Origin of the sequence: Levilactobacillus suantsaii, assembly GCF_004115745.1 — a bacterium.
GTDB classification, from domain to species: Bacteria; Bacillota; Bacilli; order Lactobacillales; family Lactobacillaceae; genus Levilactobacillus; species Levilactobacillus suantsaii.
The window spans coordinates 41,641-65,272 of sequence record NZ_QXIL01000008.1; the positions used below are offsets into that span (position 1 = coordinate 41,641).

22 protein-coding genes are annotated in these 23,632 nt (G+C 49.0%); 17 read left to right on the forward strand and 5 right to left on the reverse strand.

The features are described 5' to 3' along the window. Positions 1–152: 152 nt before the first annotated feature. The 6 genes from DXH47_RS05795 (at position 153) to DXH47_RS05820 (ending at position 6,410) form a co-directional block, all read left to right on the forward strand. On the forward strand, positions 153–1,109 hold the full coding sequence (locus DXH47_RS05795; RefSeq protein WP_129032420.1) for a hypothetical protein: 957 nt from the start codon (positions 153–155) through the stop codon (positions 1,107–1,109). A gap of 572 nt (positions 1,110–1,681) precedes the next feature. Next, positions 1,682–2,866, forward strand: coding sequence for an ROK family protein (locus tag DXH47_RS05800; protein ID WP_129032421.1), 1,185 nt, complete (start codon positions 1,682–1,684; stop codon positions 2,864–2,866). A 169-nt stretch (positions 2,867–3,035) separates the two neighbouring features. After that, entirely contained in the window at positions 3,036–4,172 is a 1,137-nt protein-coding gene (locus DXH47_RS05805) for an AI-2E family transporter (protein ID WP_129032422.1), read from the forward strand. Between the two features lie 168 nt (positions 4,173–4,340). Further along, entirely contained in the window at positions 4,341–5,132 is a 792-nt protein-coding gene (locus DXH47_RS05810; RefSeq protein ID WP_129032423.1) for an SGNH/GDSL hydrolase family protein, read from the forward strand. A gap of 225 nt (positions 5,133–5,357) precedes the next feature. After that, entirely contained in the window at positions 5,358–6,050 is a 693-nt protein-coding gene (locus DXH47_RS05815) for a 2,3-diphosphoglycerate-dependent phosphoglycerate mutase (RefSeq protein WP_129032424.1), read from the forward strand. A 111-nt stretch (positions 6,051–6,161) separates the two neighbouring features. Then, entirely contained in the window at positions 6,162–6,410 is a 249-nt protein-coding gene (locus DXH47_RS05820; protein WP_225423508.1) for a hypothetical protein, read from the forward strand. A gap of 439 nt (positions 6,411–6,849) precedes the next feature. On the opposite strand, the gene DXH47_RS05825 is transcribed toward DXH47_RS05820, so the two are convergent. Continuing rightward, positions 6,850–7,119 (reverse strand): hypothetical protein, encoded by a 270-nt coding sequence (locus tag DXH47_RS05825; RefSeq protein WP_129032425.1) that lies wholly within the window; start codon positions 7,117–7,119, stop codon positions 6,850–6,852. Positions 7,120–7,357: 238 nt separating this feature from the next. On the opposite strand from DXH47_RS05825, the gene DXH47_RS05830 reads away from it, so the two are divergent. Then, positions 7,358–7,927, forward strand: a complete 570-nt coding sequence (locus DXH47_RS05830; protein ID WP_170954963.1) for a TetR/AcrR family transcriptional regulator — start codon at positions 7,358–7,360, stop codon at positions 7,925–7,927. Between the two features lie 352 nt (positions 7,928–8,279). Here DXH47_RS05830 and DXH47_RS05835 read toward each other — a convergent pair whose 3' ends face one another. Next, positions 8,280–9,128 carry a LysR family transcriptional regulator gene (locus DXH47_RS05835; RefSeq protein ID WP_129032427.1) on the reverse strand — a complete coding sequence of 283 codons (849 nt, stop codon included), beginning with the start codon at positions 9,126–9,128 and terminating at the stop codon, positions 8,280–8,282. A gap of 112 nt (positions 9,129–9,240) precedes the next feature. Between DXH47_RS05835 and DXH47_RS05840 the strand changes: the two genes are divergently transcribed. The 3 genes from DXH47_RS05840 to DXH47_RS05850 all read left to right on the forward strand — a co-directional run bounded on the left by DXH47_RS05840 (position 9,241) and on the right by DXH47_RS05850 (position 11,839). Continuing rightward, complete coding sequence (locus DXH47_RS05840) at positions 9,241–9,774, forward strand: flavodoxin family protein (RefSeq protein ID WP_129032428.1); 534 nt, start codon at positions 9,241–9,243, stop codon at positions 9,772–9,774. Positions 9,775–9,807: 33 nt separating this feature from the next. After that, positions 9,808–10,293 carry a flavodoxin gene (locus DXH47_RS05845; RefSeq protein WP_129032429.1) on the forward strand — a complete coding sequence of 162 codons (486 nt, stop codon included), beginning with the start codon at positions 9,808–9,810 and terminating at the stop codon, positions 10,291–10,293. Between the two features lie 271 nt (positions 10,294–10,564). After that, positions 10,565–11,839 carry a glycoside hydrolase family 27 protein gene (locus DXH47_RS05850; RefSeq protein WP_129032430.1) on the forward strand — a complete coding sequence of 425 codons (1,275 nt, stop codon included), beginning with the start codon at positions 10,565–10,567 and terminating at the stop codon, positions 11,837–11,839. Positions 11,840–11,918: 79 nt separating this feature from the next. On the opposite strand, the gene DXH47_RS05855 is transcribed toward DXH47_RS05850, so the two are convergent. After that, positions 11,919–12,593: a DUF1129 domain-containing protein gene (locus DXH47_RS05855; protein ID WP_129032431.1), complete on the reverse strand. Its 675-nt coding sequence runs from the start codon at positions 12,591–12,593 to the stop codon at positions 11,919–11,921. Further along, positions 12,574–12,918, reverse strand: coding sequence for a PadR family transcriptional regulator (locus tag DXH47_RS05860; protein WP_129032432.1), 345 nt, complete (start codon positions 12,916–12,918; stop codon positions 12,574–12,576). The genes DXH47_RS05855 and DXH47_RS05860 overlap by 20 nt, the downstream gene beginning before the upstream one ends. Before the next feature lie 227 nt (positions 12,919–13,145). Here DXH47_RS05860 and DXH47_RS05865 point away from each other — a divergent pair, with 227 nt between their 5' ends. Then, positions 13,146–14,171: a DNA adenine methylase gene (locus DXH47_RS05865; RefSeq protein ID WP_129032433.1), complete on the forward strand. Its 1,026-nt coding sequence runs from the start codon at positions 13,146–13,148 to the stop codon at positions 14,169–14,171. Between the two features lie 162 nt (positions 14,172–14,333). Beyond that, positions 14,334–15,860 (forward strand): type II restriction enzyme, encoded by a 1,527-nt coding sequence (locus tag DXH47_RS05870; protein WP_129032434.1) that lies wholly within the window; start codon positions 14,334–14,336, stop codon positions 15,858–15,860. A gap of 56 nt (positions 15,861–15,916) precedes the next feature. On the opposite strand, the gene DXH47_RS05875 is transcribed toward DXH47_RS05870, so the two are convergent. Continuing rightward, positions 15,917–16,345: a hypothetical protein gene (locus DXH47_RS05875; protein WP_129032435.1), complete on the reverse strand. Its 429-nt coding sequence runs from the start codon at positions 16,343–16,345 to the stop codon at positions 15,917–15,919. A 359-nt stretch (positions 16,346–16,704) separates the two neighbouring features. On the opposite strand from DXH47_RS05875, the gene DXH47_RS05880 reads away from it, so the two are divergent. From DXH47_RS05880 to yicI, 5 genes are all read left to right on the forward strand, one after another. Continuing rightward, a complete protein-coding gene (locus tag DXH47_RS05880; protein ID WP_170954964.1) occupies positions 16,705–17,259 on the forward strand; it encodes an SdpI family protein in 555 nt (184 codons plus the stop codon). A gap of 178 nt (positions 17,260–17,437) precedes the next feature. After that, a complete protein-coding gene (locus tag DXH47_RS05885) occupies positions 17,438–17,935 on the forward strand; it encodes a glutathione peroxidase (RefSeq protein ID WP_129032437.1) in 498 nt (165 codons plus the stop codon). Positions 17,936–18,076: 141 nt separating this feature from the next. Beyond that, a complete protein-coding gene (locus tag DXH47_RS05890) occupies positions 18,077–19,423 on the forward strand; it encodes an amino acid permease (protein WP_129032438.1) in 1,347 nt (448 codons plus the stop codon). 464 nt (positions 19,424–19,887) lie between these two features. Then, complete coding sequence (locus DXH47_RS05895; protein ID WP_225423512.1) at positions 19,888–21,258, forward strand: MFS transporter; 1,371 nt, start codon at positions 19,888–19,890, stop codon at positions 21,256–21,258. Positions 21,259–21,276: 18 nt separating this feature from the next. Then, the gene (gene yicI, locus DXH47_RS05900) at positions 21,277–23,565 is read left to right on the forward strand and encodes an alpha-xylosidase (protein WP_129032440.1); all 2,289 of its coding nucleotides are present in this window, start codon (positions 21,277–21,279) and stop codon (positions 23,563–23,565) included. Positions 23,566–23,632 lie beyond the last annotated feature (67 nt).

The following is a 23,632-nucleotide window of genomic DNA, read 5'->3' on the forward strand; positions in this document are numbered from 1 at the left end:
ATTACTACGCCATTATACGCCTATCCCCGCAAGAGAGTAAGGGGGACGTCTTAGGTGAAAACGGTTAACGTTGCGTCGATTTTACAAAAATGACAGTAATGTGAAATGGACATGGTATAATGATTACACTTTTACCAGCGGAGGTCTTCACTTTGAAAAAATGGGTATGGGTCGTCGCAACACTCGTGGTGGCACTTTTAATTGGCGGTTACGCCTATTCGAACCACCACGCCACCGCGAAGGAATACCAAGCGGCGATGACCAATGGGCGCACAGCCCTAACGAATAAAGATTACACGCAAGCTGAAAGTTATTTTCAGAATGCGATGAAGCGGCGGTTGAATGATAAGACCGCGCAGACGTATTTGACGCAAACGCAGCATTTTGTATCCGGGGAAGATGCGTTGGATGCGCGTAAATTTAGTCGCGCACAAGGCCGCTATCAGACGGTTAAAGATACCAAAAATGGTGCCAAGGTCCTGATCCAACGGGCGACGAAACGCCTGAAACAACTCAAGGTCATTCAGGCTAACGTCAAGCAATTCAAGAAGCTTTTGAAGCAGGCGGCAAGTGAGAACCAGGCCTTGAACTACGGCACGTCCAACAACACGTTAGATGAACTTTTCAATAATAAGCAATTCCAGAAGGTCTACTATAAGGACCTGTACACCCAAGCCTTAGCCCTACGCAAGGCCAACAACGCGGGCCAGGCTAGCAGCAGTTCTAGTGCCTCCAGCCAAACAACGGCGTCATCTAGTGCTAGCAGCACGACGACGTCCAGCAGTAAGGCAGCGGCCACTAGCAACAGTAACAGTAATAGTAATAGTAGCAGTAGTAGCACCAAAAACACCGGGGCATCGTTGACCTCGTCAGAATCTCAAGCGGCTAAGAACTACAAGGGGTCTAACGAGTACACGGTCACTAAGAAGCAGAAGGAACTGAACGGCAAGACCATCACGGCTAGCCAAATCAGTTTAGCGCGCAAGACCATTAACGCTGCGGGCGGCCAAGCAGACGCCATGAGTGATCAGGACATCCGGGTCGCCTTACAGCAAGCTGACAAAAAGGGCATGTCCTTGACCAAGTACACGCAACAATATCTGAAATAATTACTGGGAGTGGCCACGATTGACAAGGGTCGAGCCGCCCCCCGATGGACGGGTCGAAGGCGTAACTAGTCTTCGGCCCGTTTTGTGGATTATGGTTGGGGCGGGGTAAACCGACCTTACCAACGCCCCGCTAGGACCCGAATTTGCGAGCAACCTATGGTACACTAAGCGCCGTTAAGTTGTAACGTGAATCGATTATGTGAGGGCAACCTCATGAATACTAATAATATATTCTAGGGTAATGTAGTTTGTAAGGCGACTTAACCAGACGTTAGAAAGTTTTGCGACCCCAGAACGGCTGATTTGACACACAAAAGGTCAAGGATACCAGTGGTTTGGGGACTTTGAGACCTGATAAAACCGTCGTAAACTGGCGAGTCGTTATTTACCCGTTATTGGTAAGTGAGGTTTACTATAGTAATAGGTCCACAAACCAATTACACTGTAAGGGGGGTAAGGGTGATGTGGCACCAGGTGGCCAGAGTCGTGATGATCTTGGGGGATTAAGCGATTCTACTAAGGCAAGCGTCTTAGCGTCATGGTTAATCGGGGGTTAACATCACCACCATATTATGATTATTAACAAACATATCATGCGGACGACGAACGAAAAGCAAGTGTTGCAACAGATTGTCAATGCAGGACCCATTTCGCGGAGTCAGATTTCCCGGAACCTGAGCTTGAACAAGGTGACGGTCTCGGATATCTACAGTGAGTTGCTCCACGAAGGCTTGATCCGTGAGGTTGGTCACGGGGTCAGCACCCGTAACGGTGGTCGGAAGCCAGTCATGGCGTTGTTGAATGTCGACTACGGTTACATCATCAGTATCAATATCCTCCGGCAACGCTTCACTATGTTGGCGTGCCGGTTAGACGGTAAGTCGGAAGACTACACCAGCGTTTCGACGCGCAACGTGGATTTGACCACGGCGCTCGATATGATTGAAGACGATATCCGCAAGATGATGGCGGAACGTGATACCCGGCTGTTGGGGTTGTCCTTTGGCTTAGATGGCATGATCGACAACAATCAAATCTTAGGGGCCACGCTCGCTGGGTTGAAGAACTTTGATTTAGCCAAGTACTTCGGCGACAAGTTCAACGTGCCGGTGGTCTTGGAAAACTTGGCCAACGAATCGGCCATCTTCGAACGGGACTTTTCCGGTGAGGGCGTCTACGAGAACTTGATTTCGGTCACCATTCGGGATCAAGTTAGCGCCGGCATCGTCGCGGCCGGGCATTTGTACCGGGGTCACGCGGGTGAAGCGGGCGTCATCGGCCGGTGCCCATTAGCCGACCGGTACCAGGAACAGACTCACGAAACGGTCAACCACTATGTTTCTGAGACTAGCGTGTTGAAGCGTATCATGGCTTACCAGCATCTGGACCACGTGGATGTGAACCGGATTCGGCGGGATTACTTGGGCCATCAGCCCGAATTACTCGCCATTCTGGATGAGTTCACTTACTACCTGGCCAAGGTCTTGGCAAACCTCTCCGGCAGTTTTGCCCCAGATGCCATCGTCTTGAACGCGCCGATTTTGGAACTCCTGCCTGAATTGATGGATGGGGTTCGCGGTTACGTTGACCAGATGGCGATTTCCCGCAAGGCCCCGCTCCTCTTGACCAAGAAGGCTAAGGAAGCGTCCTTGATGGGTGGGTCATCGGCCATCATTCACCGGGTCTTAGGTCTCGATGACTTACAGCTGACCTTCAAGAACGAACGGCAAGTCGTACTCGAGGAATTGGAATCTTAAGGCCCCTGACCATTTAAAATATAACGATAATGTGAGCAGTTTGATGAGGTCCCGCCGATGATGGCGGGGCGTTGTCAAACTGCTTTTTTAGGTGTTGGTGTGGGAAATTCCTTCGGCAATCGCGACGGGTAGGGTATAATTAAGCTGATTAAGAGTGGGGGAATGCGATTTGAATTTATGGGAACGGTTTGTCGCGAACATCCGGCTCCGCCGTTTCGTGGTGCTGGCAGCCATTATCCTCATCTTATGGCTGGTTCGCAGTGAAATGAACACGATTCTCTTGACGTTTATCTTTACCTTTCTGGTCCTCCAGTTAGTGAAATTTGTGCACCGTCACGTGCACTTGCCCTCCCAGCTGATCGTCATCGTGACCTACGTGGTCATCTTAGGCGGGCTGTATTGGGCGATTACGACCTATTTACCACAACTCGTGACCTCGTCGATGCGGGGCATCGAACAGCTCTATAAGTTCTACCAAAATCCCGACAACGACACCAACGAAGTGGCGCGATGGGTGATCAATTACCTGAGCACTTCGGACATTGTCAATCAGTTGCAAAACGGTGCCAAGTTGGTCTTGAACTACGTGTCGACCATCGGCTCCTTTGGCTTTACCGTCTTTATGTCGATGATTCTGAGTTTCTTCTTCACCATCGAAGACAAGCAGATGGCGGCCTTTTCCCAACGGTTCTTGACCAGCACTTATGGTTGGATCTTCCAAGACATCAAGTTTTTCGCCGAAAAGTTCATCAATACCTTCGGCGTGGTCTTAGAAGCCCAGTTCTTTATCGCGCTGTGCAACACCCTGATTACCACCGTTATCTTGGCCATCATGCAGATGCCACAGTTGCCGACGTTAGCCATTATGATCTTCGTGTTGAGCCTGATTCCGGTCGCCGGGGTCATCGTGTCGGTCTTTCCATTGGCCATTTTGGGTTACTCGGTGGGCGGCTATCGCTACATCATTTACATCTTAGTGATGATCGTGGTGGTCCACGCCCTTGAAGCCTACGTGTTGAACCCGAAGTTCATGTCCAGCCGGACAGAGCTCCCTATCTTTTACACCTTCGTGGTGTTACTGGCGGGAGAACAGCTCTTCGGCGTCTGGGGCTTGATCGTCGGGGTGCCCATCTTTACCTTCTTCTTAGATATCTTAGGTGTGCGGCCGGTCCACGGCCTACACCCGGGTGTCGACGTGGAGAAATTGCGGCAATATCGGCAAACGCACGGGCGACACCATCACCATCCGGAAGATACTGATTGTGATGATACCGATAACAACGTAGAGAAACACGACCAACCGTAACAGTCGGTTGGCAACCAGAAGTGAATTTTATGGAGGAAAGCAGGTCATCGCCGACTTGGTTTCCTCTTTTTGGGTTTTACTGGTGAAGGTGAGACTAAGGGAGGACCAGGCTTATAGTAGTGTCAGGGGACCTTTTGTGCTACATTGAAAAATAGGAAGTGATATGAAATGAGTATTCGGCAACACTTATTGCGCGGGGCAATCAGATTGGCCGATGCCAGTGATCGGTTGCAACGCAAGTCGATGGTCAGTCGTTTGATCGGTGGTAATTTACCACGCTACGCCCCAAGTCGCCAACCGCTACACCCGAGGTCACCGCTGGCAGGCAAGCGCATCGCCTTTTTGGGGTCGTCCATTACGGCCGGGGCGGGGTCGCTACAGGATTCATTCGTGGATTATTTAGTGGCTCAAGACGGCGTGATTGCTATCAAAGAAGCCGTCAGTGGAACCACCTTGGCCGGGGATGAAGCCGACAGTTACTTGCCCCGGATGCGGCACAACATTCCGGTCACAGCGCTACTGGACGCGTTCGTTTGTCAGTTGTCGACCAACGACGGGCGCCATCACAAAGCCTTGGGCCACGTCACGCCGCCGCAACAACGGCACGGTTTTGACACGACCACCACGCTAGGGGCCATTGAAACGGTGGCGGCTTACGTGCACCAGTACTGGGCGGTTCCGCTGATTTTTTACACCTGTGTGCGGCATCCGGATCCAGACTATGCCCAATTAGTCCATAAATTGTGGGCATTGCAGCAGAAATGGCACTTCACGATTCTGGATCTCTGGCAAAATCCCATCGTCAAGGCCGAAAACCAGGCGCAACCACTCGCTATGGTCGATGATGCCCACCCGACACGGCTGGGTTACCGCAACATTTGGACGCCACTCTTTCGCCAGCAACTGATTGAGACGCTTCAACTGGATCCGCCTGCAGTTGCTAAAAAACAGCATGCTTAAGCAACGTATTTTATGAGGCAATCAGGTTATTGACGACTTGGGCGCCTCTTTTTTGATGATGAAACCAGTAGCCAAGCACCGCGTTTGCCCCCGAAGCATTGCGACCCCGGTTAGATTTGCGGTGTAATAACCAGACCACCGCGTAAATCACCGAATATTGCTGAAATTTACGGGGAGATGGTGTAGAATAGCAAAGGTAAACTATGAAAGAAAGAGGTCTAAATAATGGCAAAATTAGTACTGATTCGCCACGGCCAAAGTGAATGGAACCTTTCAAACCAATTCACCGGCTGGGTTGACGTTGACTTGAGTGAAAAGGGTGTTGAAGAAGCAAAGGCAGCTGGCCAAAAGGTCAAGGAAGCCGGCTTACAATTCGATTACGCTTACACTTCAGTTTTAAAGCGGGCCATCAAGACGTTACACTACGTTTTGGAAGAATCCGACCAACTTTGGATTCCAGAAGCTAAGACGTGGCGCTTGAACGAACGGCACTATGGCGCATTACAAGGCTTAAACAAGAAGGAAACCGCGGAAAAGTATGGGGACGACCAAGTTCACATCTGGCGGCGTTCTTACGACGTTTTGCCACCCCTGTTGGACGCTAACGATGAAGGTTCTGCGGTTAACGATCGGCGTTACGCTGATCTGGACCCGAACATCATCCCTGGTGGGGAAAACTTGAAGGTTACCTTGGAACGGGTTATGCCTTTCTGGGAAGACCAAATCGCTCCGAAGTTACTTGACGGCAAGAACGTGGTGATTGCAGCGCACGGTAACTCATTACGGGCATTAAGCAAGTACATCGAACGGATTTCTGATGACGACATCATGAACCTCGAAATGGCAACTGGTGAACCAGTGGTCTACGACTTCGATGACAAGTTAAACATGACGAACAAGACGAAGTTGGGCAAGTAGTCCCAACTCGTAAAGCCGATCCGGCAATTGCAGGGTCGGCTTTTTCGTGGGGAAAAGCGTATCGTGCGCTACGGCAGGTGCACACTATAAGAGAAGAAAAGAGATTGAGAATTGACTAAACCAGTAACGCAAGTTGAAATGATGAAGATTATCGCCCTGTTTCGCAAAGAGGGCTACAAAGGCGAATACGAGGAGTTTCAACGGGTCAGCGGCACCGACCGCGAGTTCTTCGTGGTCATGGGCAACGACCAGGGCTTGAAGGCCTTGTTCCGGGCCAGCTTGATGCTGGACGCCGTCGAGTTCCAGTACGTACTGGACGATAAGCACGTGTTCGTGCAAGGGGATGCGGACGCGAGCTAAAAAGCCTGCTCAACTGGTGTTGGTGAAGCGGCTTAGGGGAACCCAATTCGTTTGCGAATTGGGTTCTTTTTTTTATGGAGATTGCCCCTAGAAGGGAGACTCGAGTGATTGCCTGCCGCTAATATGATAAAAAAGGCATGCCCCCGAAGTTCGGAAGCATGCCAGAAACAACAGCACTATTCAATTAAATCCAGTTAAACCAATCTCAGCACCCCATTACGGCTTCATCAGAGCCGCCATAGCAACGCGTTAAACTATGGTCGAGGCTCTAATTACAATCACATCTTGAAGGGTAAGATCTTCGTAAAAAATACAATAGCCTGATTAATATCGGGAACGACAAAACCGGTGTGGTCAAGGGTCCCTTGAAAAATTGATGATGGCATACCCCTTTAGATTACCGTAAGTGCGCTTAAGTGGGTGACCGGATTAGTGGCTGTTACGATCTTGCCGAATTGGTAAGATGACGGTAGCCAAAGTAGAACTGAACTAATGCCAGGATGACGTTCACCCAAATTAAGACTTGGAACCAAGTGCTTAATCCACTAACCGGAGTAGCACCGTAGAATGCCCAGAAGCCCCAAATAACGGCAACAACATTAATCCAAGCAAACGTTTTTTGCTTGCTTTGTTGGTCGAGAACGAACCACATCCAGATGACATTAATAATGAACCAAATTGCTAAAATCCAAAAACTCCAAGCAAACATTATCATGACCTCTATTCTCTCTATAAATTTGAAAGGAATTATGCCGGCTTTCCTAACCTCTAAAGCATACCCTGTTTCGTTTATAAATCCCACCATCAAAATAAGTTTAATTGTCAGATTTCGAACAAAAGCCTTGCTGACTGTTCGAAAGGCAACAATTAAGCTGCAATTAATTTGTGGTATGCTAGACCTATCTTAAATTGAGGAGTTCGTTAACGTATTCATTATGACAAAAGACGTGCGAAAAATAAAAACTGAACGTGATATTCAAACCGCTTTTTTAGAGTTGCTCACGACACGACCGTTTACTAAGGTTACCGTGAGTGATATTTGTCAAAAGTCACTCACCAGTCGTTCAACCTTTTACAGTCACTACCTTGATAAGTATGACTTATTGGACCGAATTGTGACTTACTATCAGACAATGTTGGTCCAGCAATTAGATCAGAATTTTAACCAGATGGTTGCCGGTGATTTAGAGTCTTTGATTCATAAGGTCATCATCGCAATGGCACCGCATCGCCGGGCGATTCAGATTCTTTTTACGGTTCATGAACCTCACGTTGATTTAAAGGAAAGCTTTCGCCAGCTACTACATACCGAATGGCGCCACTATATTCAAAAACAAGGTCCCATTCATGAGGTCCCAGTTGAGCTAATTGCCGATATGGGGACCAGTATGCATATGACGTTAATCGAATGGGTCATCACTCATGGCACCGATTCGCTACCAGCCGTGATTGAATCGATTAGTATCATTCGTAAAGCAATCTTATTACAAATCGACGAGTCGCAACCGTCCCCATAAGGCGACTCACGCCACCTAGTTTTGATCAGCTGGCTATGGTTAAGTGGCAGGGACCAGCGTGAAGGCCCGTTATAATCAGGTCACTGATTTCGCTGAGTGAATTGGTCGGGGCGTTGCCGAGAAAAAGACTATTTCGCTAAAAACGGCGTCGCCACTTGTTACTGCCTGACTACGTGTTAATCGTTCGGATGAGCGATGAATATGAAGCGGATTGGTGGTGAAATGTAGCGTAAAATTAGCAGTTGAAGGGGTATCTTATAATTTTTGAAATAAAAACAACCCGCTAAGATGACTGATTGAAGCCAATCTTACCGGGTTATTTTTTATGTCAGGGGTGCGCATCCAATTGTGCCTATCGCTCCTGCAACTGTTCAACTAGTGGCATCACCCGCTGCCGGTTACGGCTGAGAAAGCAGGCGTAGAATCGTTGGTGGGCGACTTTGTCGGTTAACGGTTTGAGCAAGCGGTCGTTAGGCAAGTGCTGGCCCCACTCATCGTTAAGATTAGTGAGGTTGGTGGTGAAGAAGGGGAGACGAGAATAATTTAAAATCTCACTGTATTCTTGGGATTGATCCTGATAAATCAGCTTGGCCGCCGGAATCTGGTCGTGATAAATCGTTTGCCAAAAGCCGATATTCTGCGGACTCAACAACGTTTGCCCCCTTAAGTCCTGAAAGGTCAACGTTGGCTGGTTCGCGAGCGGACTATCAGCGGGCAAATTGACCGCCATCTTTTCGGTCCCCAGGTACACGGATGTAATATCGAAGGCCTTCAAAGGATGATTGATCAACACGCATGTCACCTGTTCGTCGGTGAGGCTTTCGGCGACGTTTGCAACCAAAAAGTCGGCTTGAATCTGGACGTTAGTCGGGGCCAAGGACCGCAGGACAATCAACGGCCCGGGGGCGTTGGCCGCCACAGTTAGAGTGGCTTGATTTTGGCTGAAACGTTGGACGCGGGTGACGAAGTTGGCGTTGTTGTTCAGCACCTTTTTAGCTTCGCGCGCGGCGTATTTACCGGTCTCGGAGAGGTAGAGCTTATTCGGCTGACGAATAAAAAGCGCGACGCCTAAATCGGTTTCCAGTTTTTGCATGGAATGAGAAATTGCCGGCTGGGTGAGCCCTAATTTTTGGGCCGTCTTGGCCAAGGTCCCCACTTGGGCGTAAGTCGCCAGAACCGCCAGCAAATGGTAATCAATCATGGCTGACACCTCCTACCTTAAATTGAATTTATACTAGCATGCCTAAACGTCAATTTTCAAGCAAGACGAGAGCGCCTATAATATAAAATGTTAAGAAAGGAAGGCGTGCAAGATGAAAATTGTTATGTTAACGGGGAGTCCCCACAATCCCGGGACTTCTAAGCAGTTGGCTGACGCCTTTGAAGCGGGCGCTAAGGAAGCTGGTCATTCAGTTTACCGGTATGATGCGGGTCTGCAAGGGACGGACCAACCGCACTTCTTACAACTTGAAAAGGCGTCGGGGATGGAAGTCGGGATTCCGGATAATGATCCGGTGGAAAACGACGTCCTGCCGCACCTATTGAAGGCCGATGTGGTGGTGTTGGTTTCGTCACTGTACTACTTCGGGATTAACGCTCAGCTCAAAGCGGTGATTGACCGCTTTTGCGATTATAATCATGAGTTGAAGGGAAAAAAGTCCGTCGTTTTAGTGACTGGCTACGGTAGTCAAGACGACCTCGGGGCCATCAAGCTCCAACTGCAAAAGCTTCAAAAATACATGCGCTGGCCAAGTCTTGGCGACATTTATGCCGACGATTCGTGGAACCAACGCAAACTGGCCGTGTATGTGCAACAAGCCCACGACCTGGGTCAGTCCATCAAATAACCCAATTAACAGCATTGAAGAGAGGAGCCCATTATGGCGAACACACTAGTCCTTTACTTTTCAGCAACGCAGACGACGAAACGCATCGCCGAACAGATTGCGCAACAATTAGGCGCTGATCTGCACGAGTTACACGCGCAACAACCCTACACGACAGCTGATTTGAATTGGCATGATCCAGACTCCCGGACATCGAAGGAACAACACGAACACGCTAGCCGGGTCGCCATTCAAGACGATCTACCAGACCTCGCGGGTTACCAGAACATTTTGCTGGGTCATCCCATCTGGTGGGGGATTCCACCGCGTTTGATTACGGACACCATCGATCACTTAGACTTAAATGGTAAGCAATTCGCCGGTTTTGCGACGTCGGGTGGGACCGGTTATGGCCGGTCACAACGTAATATCGAGCGGACCATCGCGGATAACCACTACACCGCCACGGTCCATCCAGGCGCGGTCCTGATGAACGATCGGCAAATCAAGCAGTGGCTGAAAGAATTAGATTTGGCCTAACCAAATAGAGTCAGTAGAATTGAAACGCATCATCTGACGGTCTCGTCTCAGGTCACTGGGACGGGGCCGTTTTTTGGCGTGTTGGCAAGCTGAGTGCTATGGAACGTTACTTTTCGCCACCAAAAGTCTCAGAGCGGGTTACTTTTAAACACCAATTATACTTTTGCCACCATTGTAATCGCTTTCTTAGATGCTAAGATAATAAGTAGGCATGAGAAACTGCGAGCAATGAGTGGGAACTGATTGGAAGACCACGAAAGGAGCAGTCAGCATGACTGATGAGTTTAGAAAGGTGGCGTTAGTACCGCCAAAAGGCTGGAACAGCTGGGATAGTTACGGGGCTTCCGTGCGTGAAGACGAAGTGAAACGCAACGCGGCGTACATGAGTCGTTATTTGCGTTCAGCCGGTTGGGAGTACGTAACGGTCGATATCCAGTGGTATGAACCCACGGCCAATTCGTCCAAGTATCACAATTTTGCTCCGCTGGTGATGGATCAGTATTCACGTCTATTACCCGACCCGAAGCGGTTCCCCTCGGCGGCGAATGGTCAAGGTTTTAAGCCGTTAGCGGATTACGTCCATGGATTGGGTTTGAAATTTGGCATTCATATCATGCGGGGGATTCCCCGCCAAGCGGTACATCAGGCCACGGCTTTGAAGGGTACGACTAAAACGGCTCGTGATATTGCCTTAAACAACATTTGTCCTTGGAACGCGGACATGTACGGAGTCAACGTAGCGTTGCCAGAAGGTCAGGGATACTACAATTCATTAATGGATCTTTATGCGTCGTGGGGAGTGGATTTCATCAAATGCGATGATATCGCCAACTCCGTGATTTACGGCGGGACCCATAAGGCGGAAGTTACAGCCTTACGCAAAGCCATTGACCAGTGTGGTCGGCCGATGGTGTTGTCGTTGTCACCCGGACCAGCGCCCGTGGTGAACGGGGCATTTTTTCAACACACGGCCAACATGTGGCGCATTACGGATGATTTCTGGGATGAGTGGTCGTTACTGTTGAACATGTTTGACCGGGCCGAAGAATGGCCAAGTCTGTCGCGTCCGGGAAACTGGCCTGATTGTGATATGTTGCCGCTGGGGCACATTGGGCTACGGTCAGTAGATGGCCCTGGGGGTGACCGTCAGACTCGCTTTACCAAGGCTGAACAGAAAACCATGATGACACTGTGGTGTTTGATGCAGTCACCATTGATCATGGGCGGTGAGTTGCCAGACTTGGATGAATGGACCACGAGTCTACTGACTAATCCCGACCTGTTGGCCATGGATGACCAACTTACCGAAAAGTACCAGGTGACCCGGACCGACCAAGTGATTGTTTGGCGGGGGATTAGTGCCATGCACCAGTATTTTGCCATTTTTAATATTTCAAATCAGGCATTGTCTTTGTCCTCGGCGGCAGTTAAACGGTGGGAGGTTCCAACCACTGGTTACGATATTTGGCAACAACGGCCCGTGACCTTAGAGAGCGGTAGTGTGCAGATTCCGCAGCACGATGTGTTCTTATTACGGATTGATTAAAGTTACTAAAAATCCTGGTAATGGCAAAACGGTAAGTTCAGCCAGTTATCAGGATTTTTGAGTCGCATTGATTAAACGATCAACTATGGTAGCGCCAGTAAAGTGACACCGCAAAACAACTTGTGGCCACCAGGATAATGCTAGTCAGCAAAACAGTGTCCCAAGGTGTTGGCAGAATGTAGGTGACGCCAATGGGAGACAAGGATGTAACGAGAATGGCAGCCACTCCTAGTAGGAAAATCAGCCCCATGAGAATGACTGGGAGATGCCGATGGAAAAATGAATGTGCGTTCTGGTAGGTCGTGCGATGGAGCAGTTTGAACGCTACGCCGATGACGATGAGTTCAACGATTGGCACCCCCACAAAGGCTAGCAGATTCAGCTGCAGGCCTTGGGGCGTTTTCTGGCTACTGAGGAGTAAGGAGAACCAACTAATGCCGATAATTAGGGCGACGAATCCAGCCAGGTCACGGAGCTTAGCGCGCCATTGTGGTTGCGGAAATTGGCGGAGAATTTCGTCGGCCATGCTTTGCGGGTCGTGGCCGAACCATTCCGCAGCGTTTAGGCCGTCTTGATTGGCGTTGAGTAGGTCCTGGAGCATGGCCAATAATTGGGCGTTAATTGGGGCGTTGCTATAAAAAACGGTTGCGGTATTGAGGTAGACTTGTAAGTCATCGATGTATTTGCGGTCCGCCGGTGACAGCTGGCGTTTAAGCTGATTAATGGTGGTTAAATCACGGTTGGGGTTCGTCATGGGTTAATGCCTCCGTTAGAATTTGATCAACGTTGCCTTTTAATTGCGTCCATTGCTGGCTGAATTCCGTTAACGTTTGGGTCCCCTGGGGCGTTAATCGATAGTATTTCCGATTAGGCCCAGCAGGGGAAGGCTTGGTGCGACTGGCGAGGTCACCGTTGCGTTCGAGCTTGACCAGCAGGGGGTACAGAGTCCCCCCAACGATGGTGGTGAACCCACGGTGTTTCAACGCTTGCATCAGGTCGTAGCCGTAAACTTCTTTTTGCGCAATAATGGCCAGAACGCAGCCTTCTAAGACGCCCTTGATGAGCTGGGTCTGTTTCATGTTGTCACCTCTTGCTAGGTTGTTTTACAACATAGCTAGTATAGAGGGCGGCTGCTAGGTTGTCAAACATTCTAGTTGCTAGGGACTAAATTAAGCTGACTTAACTCTTTTCAGTAGAATTTAAGCGTGAGGCAGAAAAAGATGACGTTTTTTCGGAAATATCCTTAGTCAAAACAACTGCCTGGTTGTATAATACGATATATCGTATTTATTGACGAGGTGAAGACATGAAGATTCCAGAGTTATTAATTGAACATAATACCTCGGCGAAGACCATTGCGGCGCACCAAGCAATTCCTTATATGACGTTACAATCCGCGTATAAGCGTCCCTTGGAAACTTGGTCGGTGGCGGTTTTAATTGCCACGGCTAAAGAAATTGGAGTAGGAGTGGAGCATTTGATTACACTTTTGGATATTTCCGATCCACTATCCCCATTTATTAAATGGGTAGGGGGTAAGCGCCAATTACTCCACAGCTTGAACTCGTTAATGCCAACGACGTTTAACCGTTACTACGAACCGTTTATTGGCGGGGGGGCCTTTTTCCTGAATTTAGCGCCTAAACGAGCGGTAATTAATGATTTCAATCCGGAATTGGTGAACACTTGGCAAGTTGTCCAAGAGTCGCCCAAAACGCTGTTGGAAATTTTACAGGTTCATCAGGCCAAAAATAGTAAAGACTACTACTTGGATTTACGAAGTGCCGACCGGGATGGCCGATTAGAAAAGATGTCTCCGGTAGAGCGAGCCGCTCGCTTTATTTATATGAATAAAACGGGTTTCAACGGTCTCTGGCGGGTCAACCAGCGAGGACAGAATAACGTGCCTTATGGCCGGTATAAGAACCCTAAAATCTGTGATGAACGCATTCTATTAGCAGCGGATTATTTAGCAAATAATGATGTTCAAATTCTGTGCGGCGATTATCGGCAGGCCATAGTCACAGCTAGTGAGGGTGATTTGGTTTATTTTGATCCACCGTATATTCCAGTGACGTTATCATCGTCGTTTACGTCGTATACGAAGGATGGCTTTGGCTTACAACAACAGACTGAATTACGAGATACGTTTGTGGACCTGACGAGTCGAGGCGTGAAAGTAATGCTGTCTAATTCAGATGTGCCATTAATTCAAGACTTGTACGGGACCATTCCGGGAGTGACCGTGCACCATGTCCAAGCACGCCGAGCTATCAATTCAGTTGGGTCTAAGCGGGGCAACGTTGTTGAGGTTATTATCACTAATTATTAACAATGCTTTTAAAGCAGACTTAAGTCGTGGCTGTTTAATTATGGCCAGTCTTAAGCCTTTTTTGTGCATCACGAGTTTGGCCAAATTAAACCTGTTTGTTGGGCAACGGACATGGTAATCTAATAGTAGAAAAAGTCGGTTTAACTTGAGGGGGCCATAGAGGTGGGGAAAAAGTTTAAATTACACTATGCATTGGAGTCGTATAACAAACGCAATAACAAGCCCAGTTATGCTTGGGAAATCTTGTTTAAGAAATATGACATTGTTAATGAAATTGAAACGCACGGGTATTACGACATTAAGACGGATCAAATGATGCGCAATAATGAGGTTATTCAGCTTTGGCAACGGGACCATGCTGGGGTGTCGATTCCGGATAATCGAAATATTTTAAAGTTTGATTTTTCGGCCGATTTACCGAATATCTTTAAGGGTTATCGCCTGCAGATTATGCCGCTAGGAGGGAACACTTACCGAATTGCACCGTTTCAAATGTACCATCAATTGAAGAATGAAGATGTGCCGGTCATTCCCATGGCTAGTCCCTTTAAAATTGCGAGTTTGGATTTTAATCACGTCACCACGGAACCTAATGCTCAGACAGTTGCTGAAGTAACGGGGATGTTGGCTTACGTCTTTCATGATTTAAACCCGGCTAATCGGATGGTTGTGAGCACATTGAGTGGTAAAAATAACATTCGCAACATTAAATTTAACGTTCAGAATGTGCTGGATAAGCAACCTATCACATTTGATATCGAAACCTGGCAGGCGGAAATTGATGGTGTCTACGAGTCCGAAGAATCTATCTTAATTATTGAAAGCAAGATGAAATTTCCTAAAGACTTTAATATCCGGCAGTTATTTATTCCGCGGCTATTGATTGAACAGATTATGACCAAACTGCAGCAACGTAAGGACGTTTACGCGGGTTACTTCGTAAAGACGAAAGACATCTATATTTTCACGATTTATAAATTTACCGATTTGATGGATATGAATTCAATCAAGTTACAACGCCAGTATAAATTTAGCCTGCCAGATGATCCGACGCATGTGTTTACCATTGAAGGCCCCAAGCGACAAGCCACACCTTTGAAAAGTGTGGCGGATATTCAGGACTTTATCGAAGAGATTTCGGTCCAGCAAGATTATCCGCGTTATTCTAATGGCGCTATCATTAGTTTTCCGCAGGCCAATAATTTACAAATTGCGTTGGATTATTTGGAGCTGTTAGATGGACCGGCATCGTACACGACCATCAATGATGAGAGCGTACCGCGAGTAGGCGCGGAAGCTTTTGTGGACGCCTTTAAGTACGATCGCCGCCAGTACAATTATTATCTTAATTGGCTGGGATACTTAGGCTTTGTGGACCGAGAAGCGAAAACGGGGCGACCAGTGGTGACAACTGCCGGTCGTAATCTGAGAGAAGCAAACTTGAATCAGCGTAACCGCATACTCATTTACGCAATGGCACAACATTTAAGTTCACGGGAGACGTTACACCGTCTTTTGAACCAGCAGAAAGTGACTAACGATTACTTAATCCAAGTTATCCAGCAGGAGATGCAGAACGTTCCGGCTAGAAGCCGAATAACAAAGTCAACCTTGCCAAGGCGAATTTCTAGTGTGAAATCGATGTGCAAGCAGGTCTTGGCGCAGATGCAGGTTTTTGATAGGTCGTAGTTAAAAGGAGAGCGGCTAAAATTAGTTGTTCTCCTTTTAAGTTGTCGCGTTTAGGGTTAATTCCACCCGGAGTGACTCATCACCAGTTTCCCGGTCTTCAGATTCACAAAGGCAATTTTACTGTTGAACGCGGCCTCCACATATTCCGATAAGAACGCGGCATATGTCCCGTGTAGCTTTTTAAACATTGGCATCTTAATTTCACGGCGAATCGTGGGATTCTTCTGAATACCAAAGAATTGGTTCCAAACAATGTGATCCGTTTCCTTCTTGGAGATACGTAACTTCCTTTGTTTATACTTCAAATGGTATTTTTTACGCATCTGGCGAATGGAGTACTTCGAATGATATTTGTGGCCATGATACCTGATGGTCGCGGCCTGAGCAGTCGTTGTTGGCAGGAGATTAATGGCATTACTGTCATTCCATAGCGTACCGGTCAATAAAGAGGTAACGATGACGGCTACGGTAACTGACTTTTTCATGGTTTAGCTCGGCTCCTAATAAGAAGTTTTATGAAATACCAGCCTCAAATAAACAACTAAACGATAAGTAGATAGCTCAATATAAAAGAAACTCTGCTTGTCTGGCTACAGTCTAGCACGCCGGAATCGGGAAGCAAGTAAGAGGTGTTCAACGTTAACACCAGCATATGATTTATCTGGCTTGGATAGGTTTTAAGCGAGTAACAAAATAGACTCATGACTTTGACTTACCCACCCATTAATATGTGCTCCACCCATCCCCGCCAAGTCACCTTACCAATCGCATCCCCGTCCAAGCACGATTCCCGCCATCACTCCCCAAAGGCGGTACGATAGTCACCCAAAGCGAGATGAGAAGCATGTTAATTAACGGAGTGAGCCGCGGGGGACGCTTACTGATTTTGGTCCTCGACAGCCTGTTGTTGATGGGAATCTATTGGTCGCAGTTAGCATATCACCGGCTTTCGATCATCTGGGTGATTGCCGCGATGGTCGCGTATCTGGGGCTCTTGGCGTTGACCTTCTTGGGAGAACGGGTCTTGCTCACCCAACACGTCGCTCAATTGACGGTGGACTTGGGCCTCTTCTTTGGCCTGTACGCGTTACTTCTCCTAAGTTTTCCCCAGGCGTTTCGGACGGGGTTGGGTGGGGGACCGGCGCTGCTGTTCTCCGTCGTTGGTCTGCCGCTCCCTTACGTGCCGCGCAACGGTTGGGTCGGCGTCCGAGTTCCCTGGACCATGACGTCGCCGTTGATCTGGCACAAGACGAATTTGTTGGCGGCGCGCTTCATGGTGCCCTTCGGTGGTGTGCTGCTCCTAGCCAATCTGGTGGGAGCGTCCCTCCTGATGTTAGTGGTGGGTACCGGACTACTGGTCGTGACCGTGGGGGGCTACTCGTATTGGTTGACGCATTAACAGCAGGCCCCGGTCCTAGTTACCGGGGCTTTTTGCGACGATTGGGAGGATTATTTTCCCACCCATGACCACACATTGCCCAGCTTGACCCCACAAATCATTACCGGTTAATCAATCGGAAGTGTATTATAGAGTTGTGAACAATTAAATATTTTATACCAGAAAGGGATGCGACGTCATGGCAACTATCTATGATTTTCAAGAAACCGAAATGAGCGGGCAACCAATCAACTTTGCCGATTACAAGGGCAAGGTGCTCCTCATCGTCAACACGGCCAGCAAATGTGGGTTAGCGCCCCAGCTAACCGGGATTGAGGACCTGTACAAGCGGTATCATGACCAGGGGCTAGAGGTCTTGGGGTTACCGTCGAACCAGTTTCACCAAGAGCTCGACTCCGACGCAGCAACGAACGACTTTTGTCAGATGCACTATGGGGTGACCTTTCCCATGACGCGCAAGGTGCGGGTCAACGGTAACGACGAGGACCCACTCTTTACCTATCTGAAGGCCACTGCGGGGCACGGTCGAATTAAGTGGAATTTTACGAAATTTTTGATTGGGCGCGACGGGCAGTTGATTAGCCGTTATGCCCCAACCACCACGCCGGAGAAGTTCGAAGCGGCCATCGTGGCGGCGTTACGTGCTGAACCATCGACAGCAAAATCCGCACAATAACCGTAAAAAATGATATCATTGGGAACGTTACGTTTCTGATGGTATTTTTTTGTTTGGGGCCGTGCTGATTGGTGGGCCACCGCGCGATGCCGCTCGAAACGTGATGGAACACTTATATCGAAAAAAGAAAGTTGAGGATATATGGAAAATCAGCATCTGGAACGTAAACTAAAACGCCGCCATGTTCAGATGATTGCCCTGGGTGGGGCCATCGGAACGGGACTGTTTCTGGGGTCCGGGACGGCGATTCGCCAAGCGGGGCCTTCAATCTTACTAGCTTACGCTATCGGGGGATTCTTCTGTTACCTGATGATGCGGGCGCTTGGGGAACTTCTGTTATCGAACACGAACCTTCATTCATTTTTGGAATTTATTCAACAATACCTGGGTAAAAAATTTGAGTTTGCGATTGGGTGGACCTACTGGCTGTGCTGGATAAGTTTGGCCATGGCCGATTTGACCGCGAGTGGGATTTACATTCGTTATTGGTTACCGTGGTTGCCCCAGTGGGTGACGCCGTTGATCATCATCGTGTTGTTGCTGGCCTTCAACCTATTATCGGTCAGTGTCTTCGGGGAATTGGAATACTGGTTCTCGATGATCAAGGTGGTCGCCATCGTGGCCCTTATCCTAACCGGATTGGTTCTGCTAGGGTCATCGGCCAATGTCGGCGGCCACGCGGTCACCGTGACCAACCTGGTCAACTACGGTGGCTTCTTCCCCAAGGGGATTGGTGGCTTTCTGATGTCGTTTTCGTTGGTCATCTTTGCGTTTACCGGGATCGAAATGGTTGGCATCACGGCGGGTGAGGCGGAGAACCCCACCACGGAATTGCCGCGCGCCATTAACAGTTTACCGATTCGAATCTCGGTCTTCTACGTCGGCGCCTTGTTCGTTATCATGGCGATTTACCCCTGGAACCAACTGTCGGCGAGTCAGTCGCCGTTCGTGCAAGTCTTTAGCGACGTGGGCATCAAGGCGGCGGCCAGCATCATCAACTTCGTGGTCCTGACCGCGGCGTTATCGGCCTGCAACAGTGCCATCTTCAGTACCAGCCGGACGCTATTCACCTTGGCGCACAACCGCAACGCCCCCAAGTGGATGGGGCAGATCAACCGTTACAGCGTGCCGTCGAATTCACTGATTTTTTCGTCATTGATCTTGCTGATCATCGTGGTGTTGAACTACGTGATTCCCAGCACCGTGTTCACGTTGATTTCCAACGTGGCAACCACCAACTTCATCATCGTGTGGTGTTCGCTCTTGGTTTGCCATCTGATTTACCGGCGGACCACCGACAACCGGCTCAATCCGTTTAAGATGCCGTTGTTCCCGTGGTCGAGTTGGGCCACGTTGGCGTTCTTTTTGGCCGTGACTATCATTTTATGCTTCGACCCAGTTAACCGCTGGGCGGTCATTGGCTCCGTGATTTGGCTGGTTGGCCTGTTAATCGTTGAGTCGTTTATTCGCCGCGAACAGGCGGACTGAAAACATGTAAATCGTTAACCCCTGAAAGGGGGCACCAAGCCTTGTAAACTCGTTAGAGCTTACAAGGCTTTTGTGTTGGCTGGGACGGACCGCACGCGGGGGGAAGTGTTGCAAATGCCCAGGGGATAACATTCTCGGCATGCCGCCGTTTATCGGCCCTTTCAGCAATGGTTTAGATCGGTAAGTAAATTTGCGATTTTACCGAAACATTCGCAAAGAAAGGGCTTCCATAAATGAAAGATGATGCTATACTTACATTTGTAAGCGGTTACGTAAACTTGAACGTGGCCGTTACTTACATAAATTGGTTGTTTCTAACAACAAACCAACTAAGGAAGTGATCATCCCGTTCGTTAAATCATTCAGGTGTTTCTATTTTGAGAAAGAAGGCTAGTATTATGCGTGTTGATGCATCAGGTCCAGAAGACAACGCTAACGCGGAATCTTCGGCGCGACGGAAAAACATGGTTCCGTGGACGGAGCGTTTTAGCTATTCATTATCCGACTTTGCCTGCAACTTGTCCTTTTCGTTAATCAGTACGTACCTTATGTTCTTTTACACCGACGTCTTTGGCATTGGCGCCGCAGCTGTCGGAACGTTGTTTCTGGTCGCCCGAATTGTTGATGCGTTCGATGGTCCTTTCTGGGGGATCATGATTGACCATACCCACACGCGGTGGGGCAAGAGCCGGCCGTATTGGCTCTGGTTCTCCATCCCATTTGCCGTGTTCAGTGTCCTGTGCTTCAGTGCACCGGATATGAGCATGGGCATGAAGATTGTCTGGGCTTACGTCACTTATATTGGGGTCGACATCCTGTATTCAGCGGTGAATATCCCGATTACGTCGATTTTGCCAAGCTTGACCAGTAACCCGCAAGAACGGGTCACCTTGTCAACCATCCGGCAATTCATGGGGACCTTAGGGGCCACCATCATTTCCGCGATTGCGTTGCCGATGGTTGCGTTCTTTGGTAAGGGCAGCACCACCTCGGCTCATGGCTGGTTCATGGTCGCTTTGATCATGGCCGTCATCGCCATGATCATCTTCTTCGTTGTGTTTGCGAACACGAAAGAACGGGTCCAAACGGTGCAATCTAAAAAGAGTATTCCAATCTTAACGTCGCTGAAGGCTTTGAAGAAGAACTGGCCATGGGTGATCGTGATCTTCATCAACTTCATCTACTGGTTAGGGATGCAGACCCGGTCACAAGTAACGGTCTACTTCTTCAAGTACAACATGCATGACGCTACGTTAGCCTCATTCATTTTGAGTTTACAGTTGGTTGCCTTGGCTGCGGTTGTCGTTACGCCGTGGACTTCCAAGAAAATTGGGAAGCGGAACACGATGCTCCTCGGCATGATTTTGGCCATTTTAGGTCAATTAATCTTGTGGGGTGGGTCCAAAGCCTTAAACGTGCCAACCATCACGATTGGGACCATCGTCGGTTACTTAGGAACTGGATTTGTTTCCGGGTTAATCGCCGTGATGTTAGCCGATTCTGTGGACTATGGTGAATGGAAGAACGGTGTCCGGGCCGAAGGAATCGTCACCTCCTTCTCAAGCTTCTCCGCGAAGTTTGGGATGGGCATTGGTGGTGCCGTCACCGGGATCATTCTCTCCGCCGGTGGTTACGTGGCTAACCATGTTCAGACCGCTGAAGCCTTACGGGCCATTGAAATGAACTATGTTTGGGTTCCAATCATTGGTTTCGGGTTATCCGCGATTGCCTTGTTGTTCTACAAGGTCGACAAGATCGAACCAAAGATGTTGGCGGACTTGGACGCAAAGCATGCTCGTGAAAACGCAGCGGCTAAAGATGCTGGAAATAACTAATAGAAAGGATGTTACACAGTGAAGTTTACGAATGGCTATTGGTTAAATCGTGAAGAGTACGATATCAATTCTCCTCAGGAAACGTTTGATGCGCACCAAGACGGCAAGGTCCTCAAGGCTTTTGCCCCTTACAAGCGGATCCATTCTCGAGGCGATGAACTCAACATTGGGGCGACGACGTTAACGTTGACGTCTCCAGTTGAAAACGTTATCGGGGTTAAACTAGAACATTTTGACAGCAACGATCACGGACCAAAATTCAAGATCAACAATACTGACCCGGACGTCGACATCAACGTTGACGACAAAGTGGCCAGTCTCCAAAGCGGCGACTTGAAGGTCGAATTGCCATTACGGACGGCCTTTGACATGAAGTTCACCGCGAACGGCAAGGTCGTCACGGAATCCGAAACCAAGGCGCAAGCCACGATTTGGAACCACGACACCAAGGTCAACTACATGCGCGAACAACTCAACATGGACATTGACGAAAAGATCTATGGGTTAGGTGAACGGTTTGCCAACTTCGTCAAGAACGGCCAAACCATCTACACCTGGAACCAAGATGCCGGGACCGGGAGTGAACAGACCTACAAGAACATCCCATTCTACATGAGTAGTAATGGCTACGGGGTCTTCGTTGACGAACCACAACGGGTGTCCTTCGAAGTCGCTTCCGAAAACGTGGACCGGGTCCAATTCAGTACTGAAGGCCAATCCCTACAGTACTACGTCATCTACGGCCCAACGCCTAAGGAAGTCTTACACCGTTACACCGAGTTAACTGGGGCCATCAAGTTGCCACCAGAATGGTCATTCGGTCTCTGGTTGACCACGTCCTTCACCACTGATTACAGTGAAGAAACAGTGCTGAAGTTTATCGACGGTATGCAAGAACGTCATATTCCGCTAGACGTCTTCCACTTCGACTGCTTCTGGCAAAAGGGCTTCGAATGGTGCAACCTGGCTTGGGACAAGGATGAATTCCCAGATCCAGAGGGCTTGATCAAGAAGATCCACGACCGGGGCGTCAAAGTTTGTGTTTGGCTCAACCCTTACGTGGCGCAAAAGTCACCATTGTTCAAGGAAGCCAAGGATCAAGGCTACCTGGTCAAGCGCCAAAACGGCGACGTTTGGCAATGGGACCTCTGGCAGGCTGGCAACGGGTTCGTTGATTTCACGAACCCGGACGCTGTGAAGTGGTATCAATCTAAGCTGAAGGCCTTGTTAGACATGGGTGTCGATTGCTTCAAGACCGACTTCGGTGAACGGATTCCAGTTGACGACGTGAAGTTCTTTGACGGATCCAACCCACAACAAGAACATAACTACTACACGTTGCAATACAACCGGGCTGTCTTCGAAACCATCCAACAAGAAAAAGGCGAAGACGAAGCCGTTGTCTTTGCGCGTTCCGCTACGGCTGGTTCGCAATCCTACCCGGTTCACTGGGGCGGCGACAACTTATCCAACTACCGTTCCATGCGTGATACGTTGCGTGGTGGCTTGTCCTTCCTGCTCTCTGGCTTTGGGTTCTGGAGCCACGATATCGGTGGGTTCGAAGACGGACCAGATACGCCAACTGCTGACTTGTACAAGCGCTGGACCCAATTTGGGTTACTGTCCTCGCACAGTCGGTACCACGGCAGTGATGTCTACCGGGTTCCGTGGAACTTCGATGACGAAGCCGTTGAGAACACCCGTAAGTATGTCAACTTGAAGCTGTCCTTGATGCCATACCTGTACACAGAAGCGGCTCACGGCGCTGCTTACGGGAACCCATTGATGCGGGCCATGTTCCTTGAATTTGGTCAGGATCCTAATGTTTACGACATTGCGACCCAGTACATGTTTGGGCCGAACATCCTGGTTGCCCCAATCTTCAACGACAAGGGCGATGCACACTTCTACTTACCAGGTGGCAAGTGGACCAGCATCTTAGACGGTAAGGTCTACGATGCCCCTGAAACTGGGGAATGGGTCAACGAGAACTTTGACGAATTAGACTTACCAGTCTTAGTCCGTGAAAATTCCATCATTGTGCGGAACGAAAAGGCGGAACACGCCCAATACGACTACACCAAGGATGTTGACATTCACCTGTATCAAATCGACGAGGGTCAAGTTGAGACCAGCGTCGTTGATAACCGTGGGAAAGATGTCGCAAAGGTTCAAGCAAAACGCAAGGGCAATGAAGTGTCCGTGAAGACGACTGGCTTGAGCGGTGACATTACGGTTTACGTTCACGACGGCACCAACGTGGTCAAAGCCACTTTGGATAACGGCCAAGCGAAGGTTTCACTGTAAGACTTTCCGTTTAAAATAACATTATTGAGCTCCGGTAATCCCTTGTGGGGTTGCCGGGGCTTTTTTG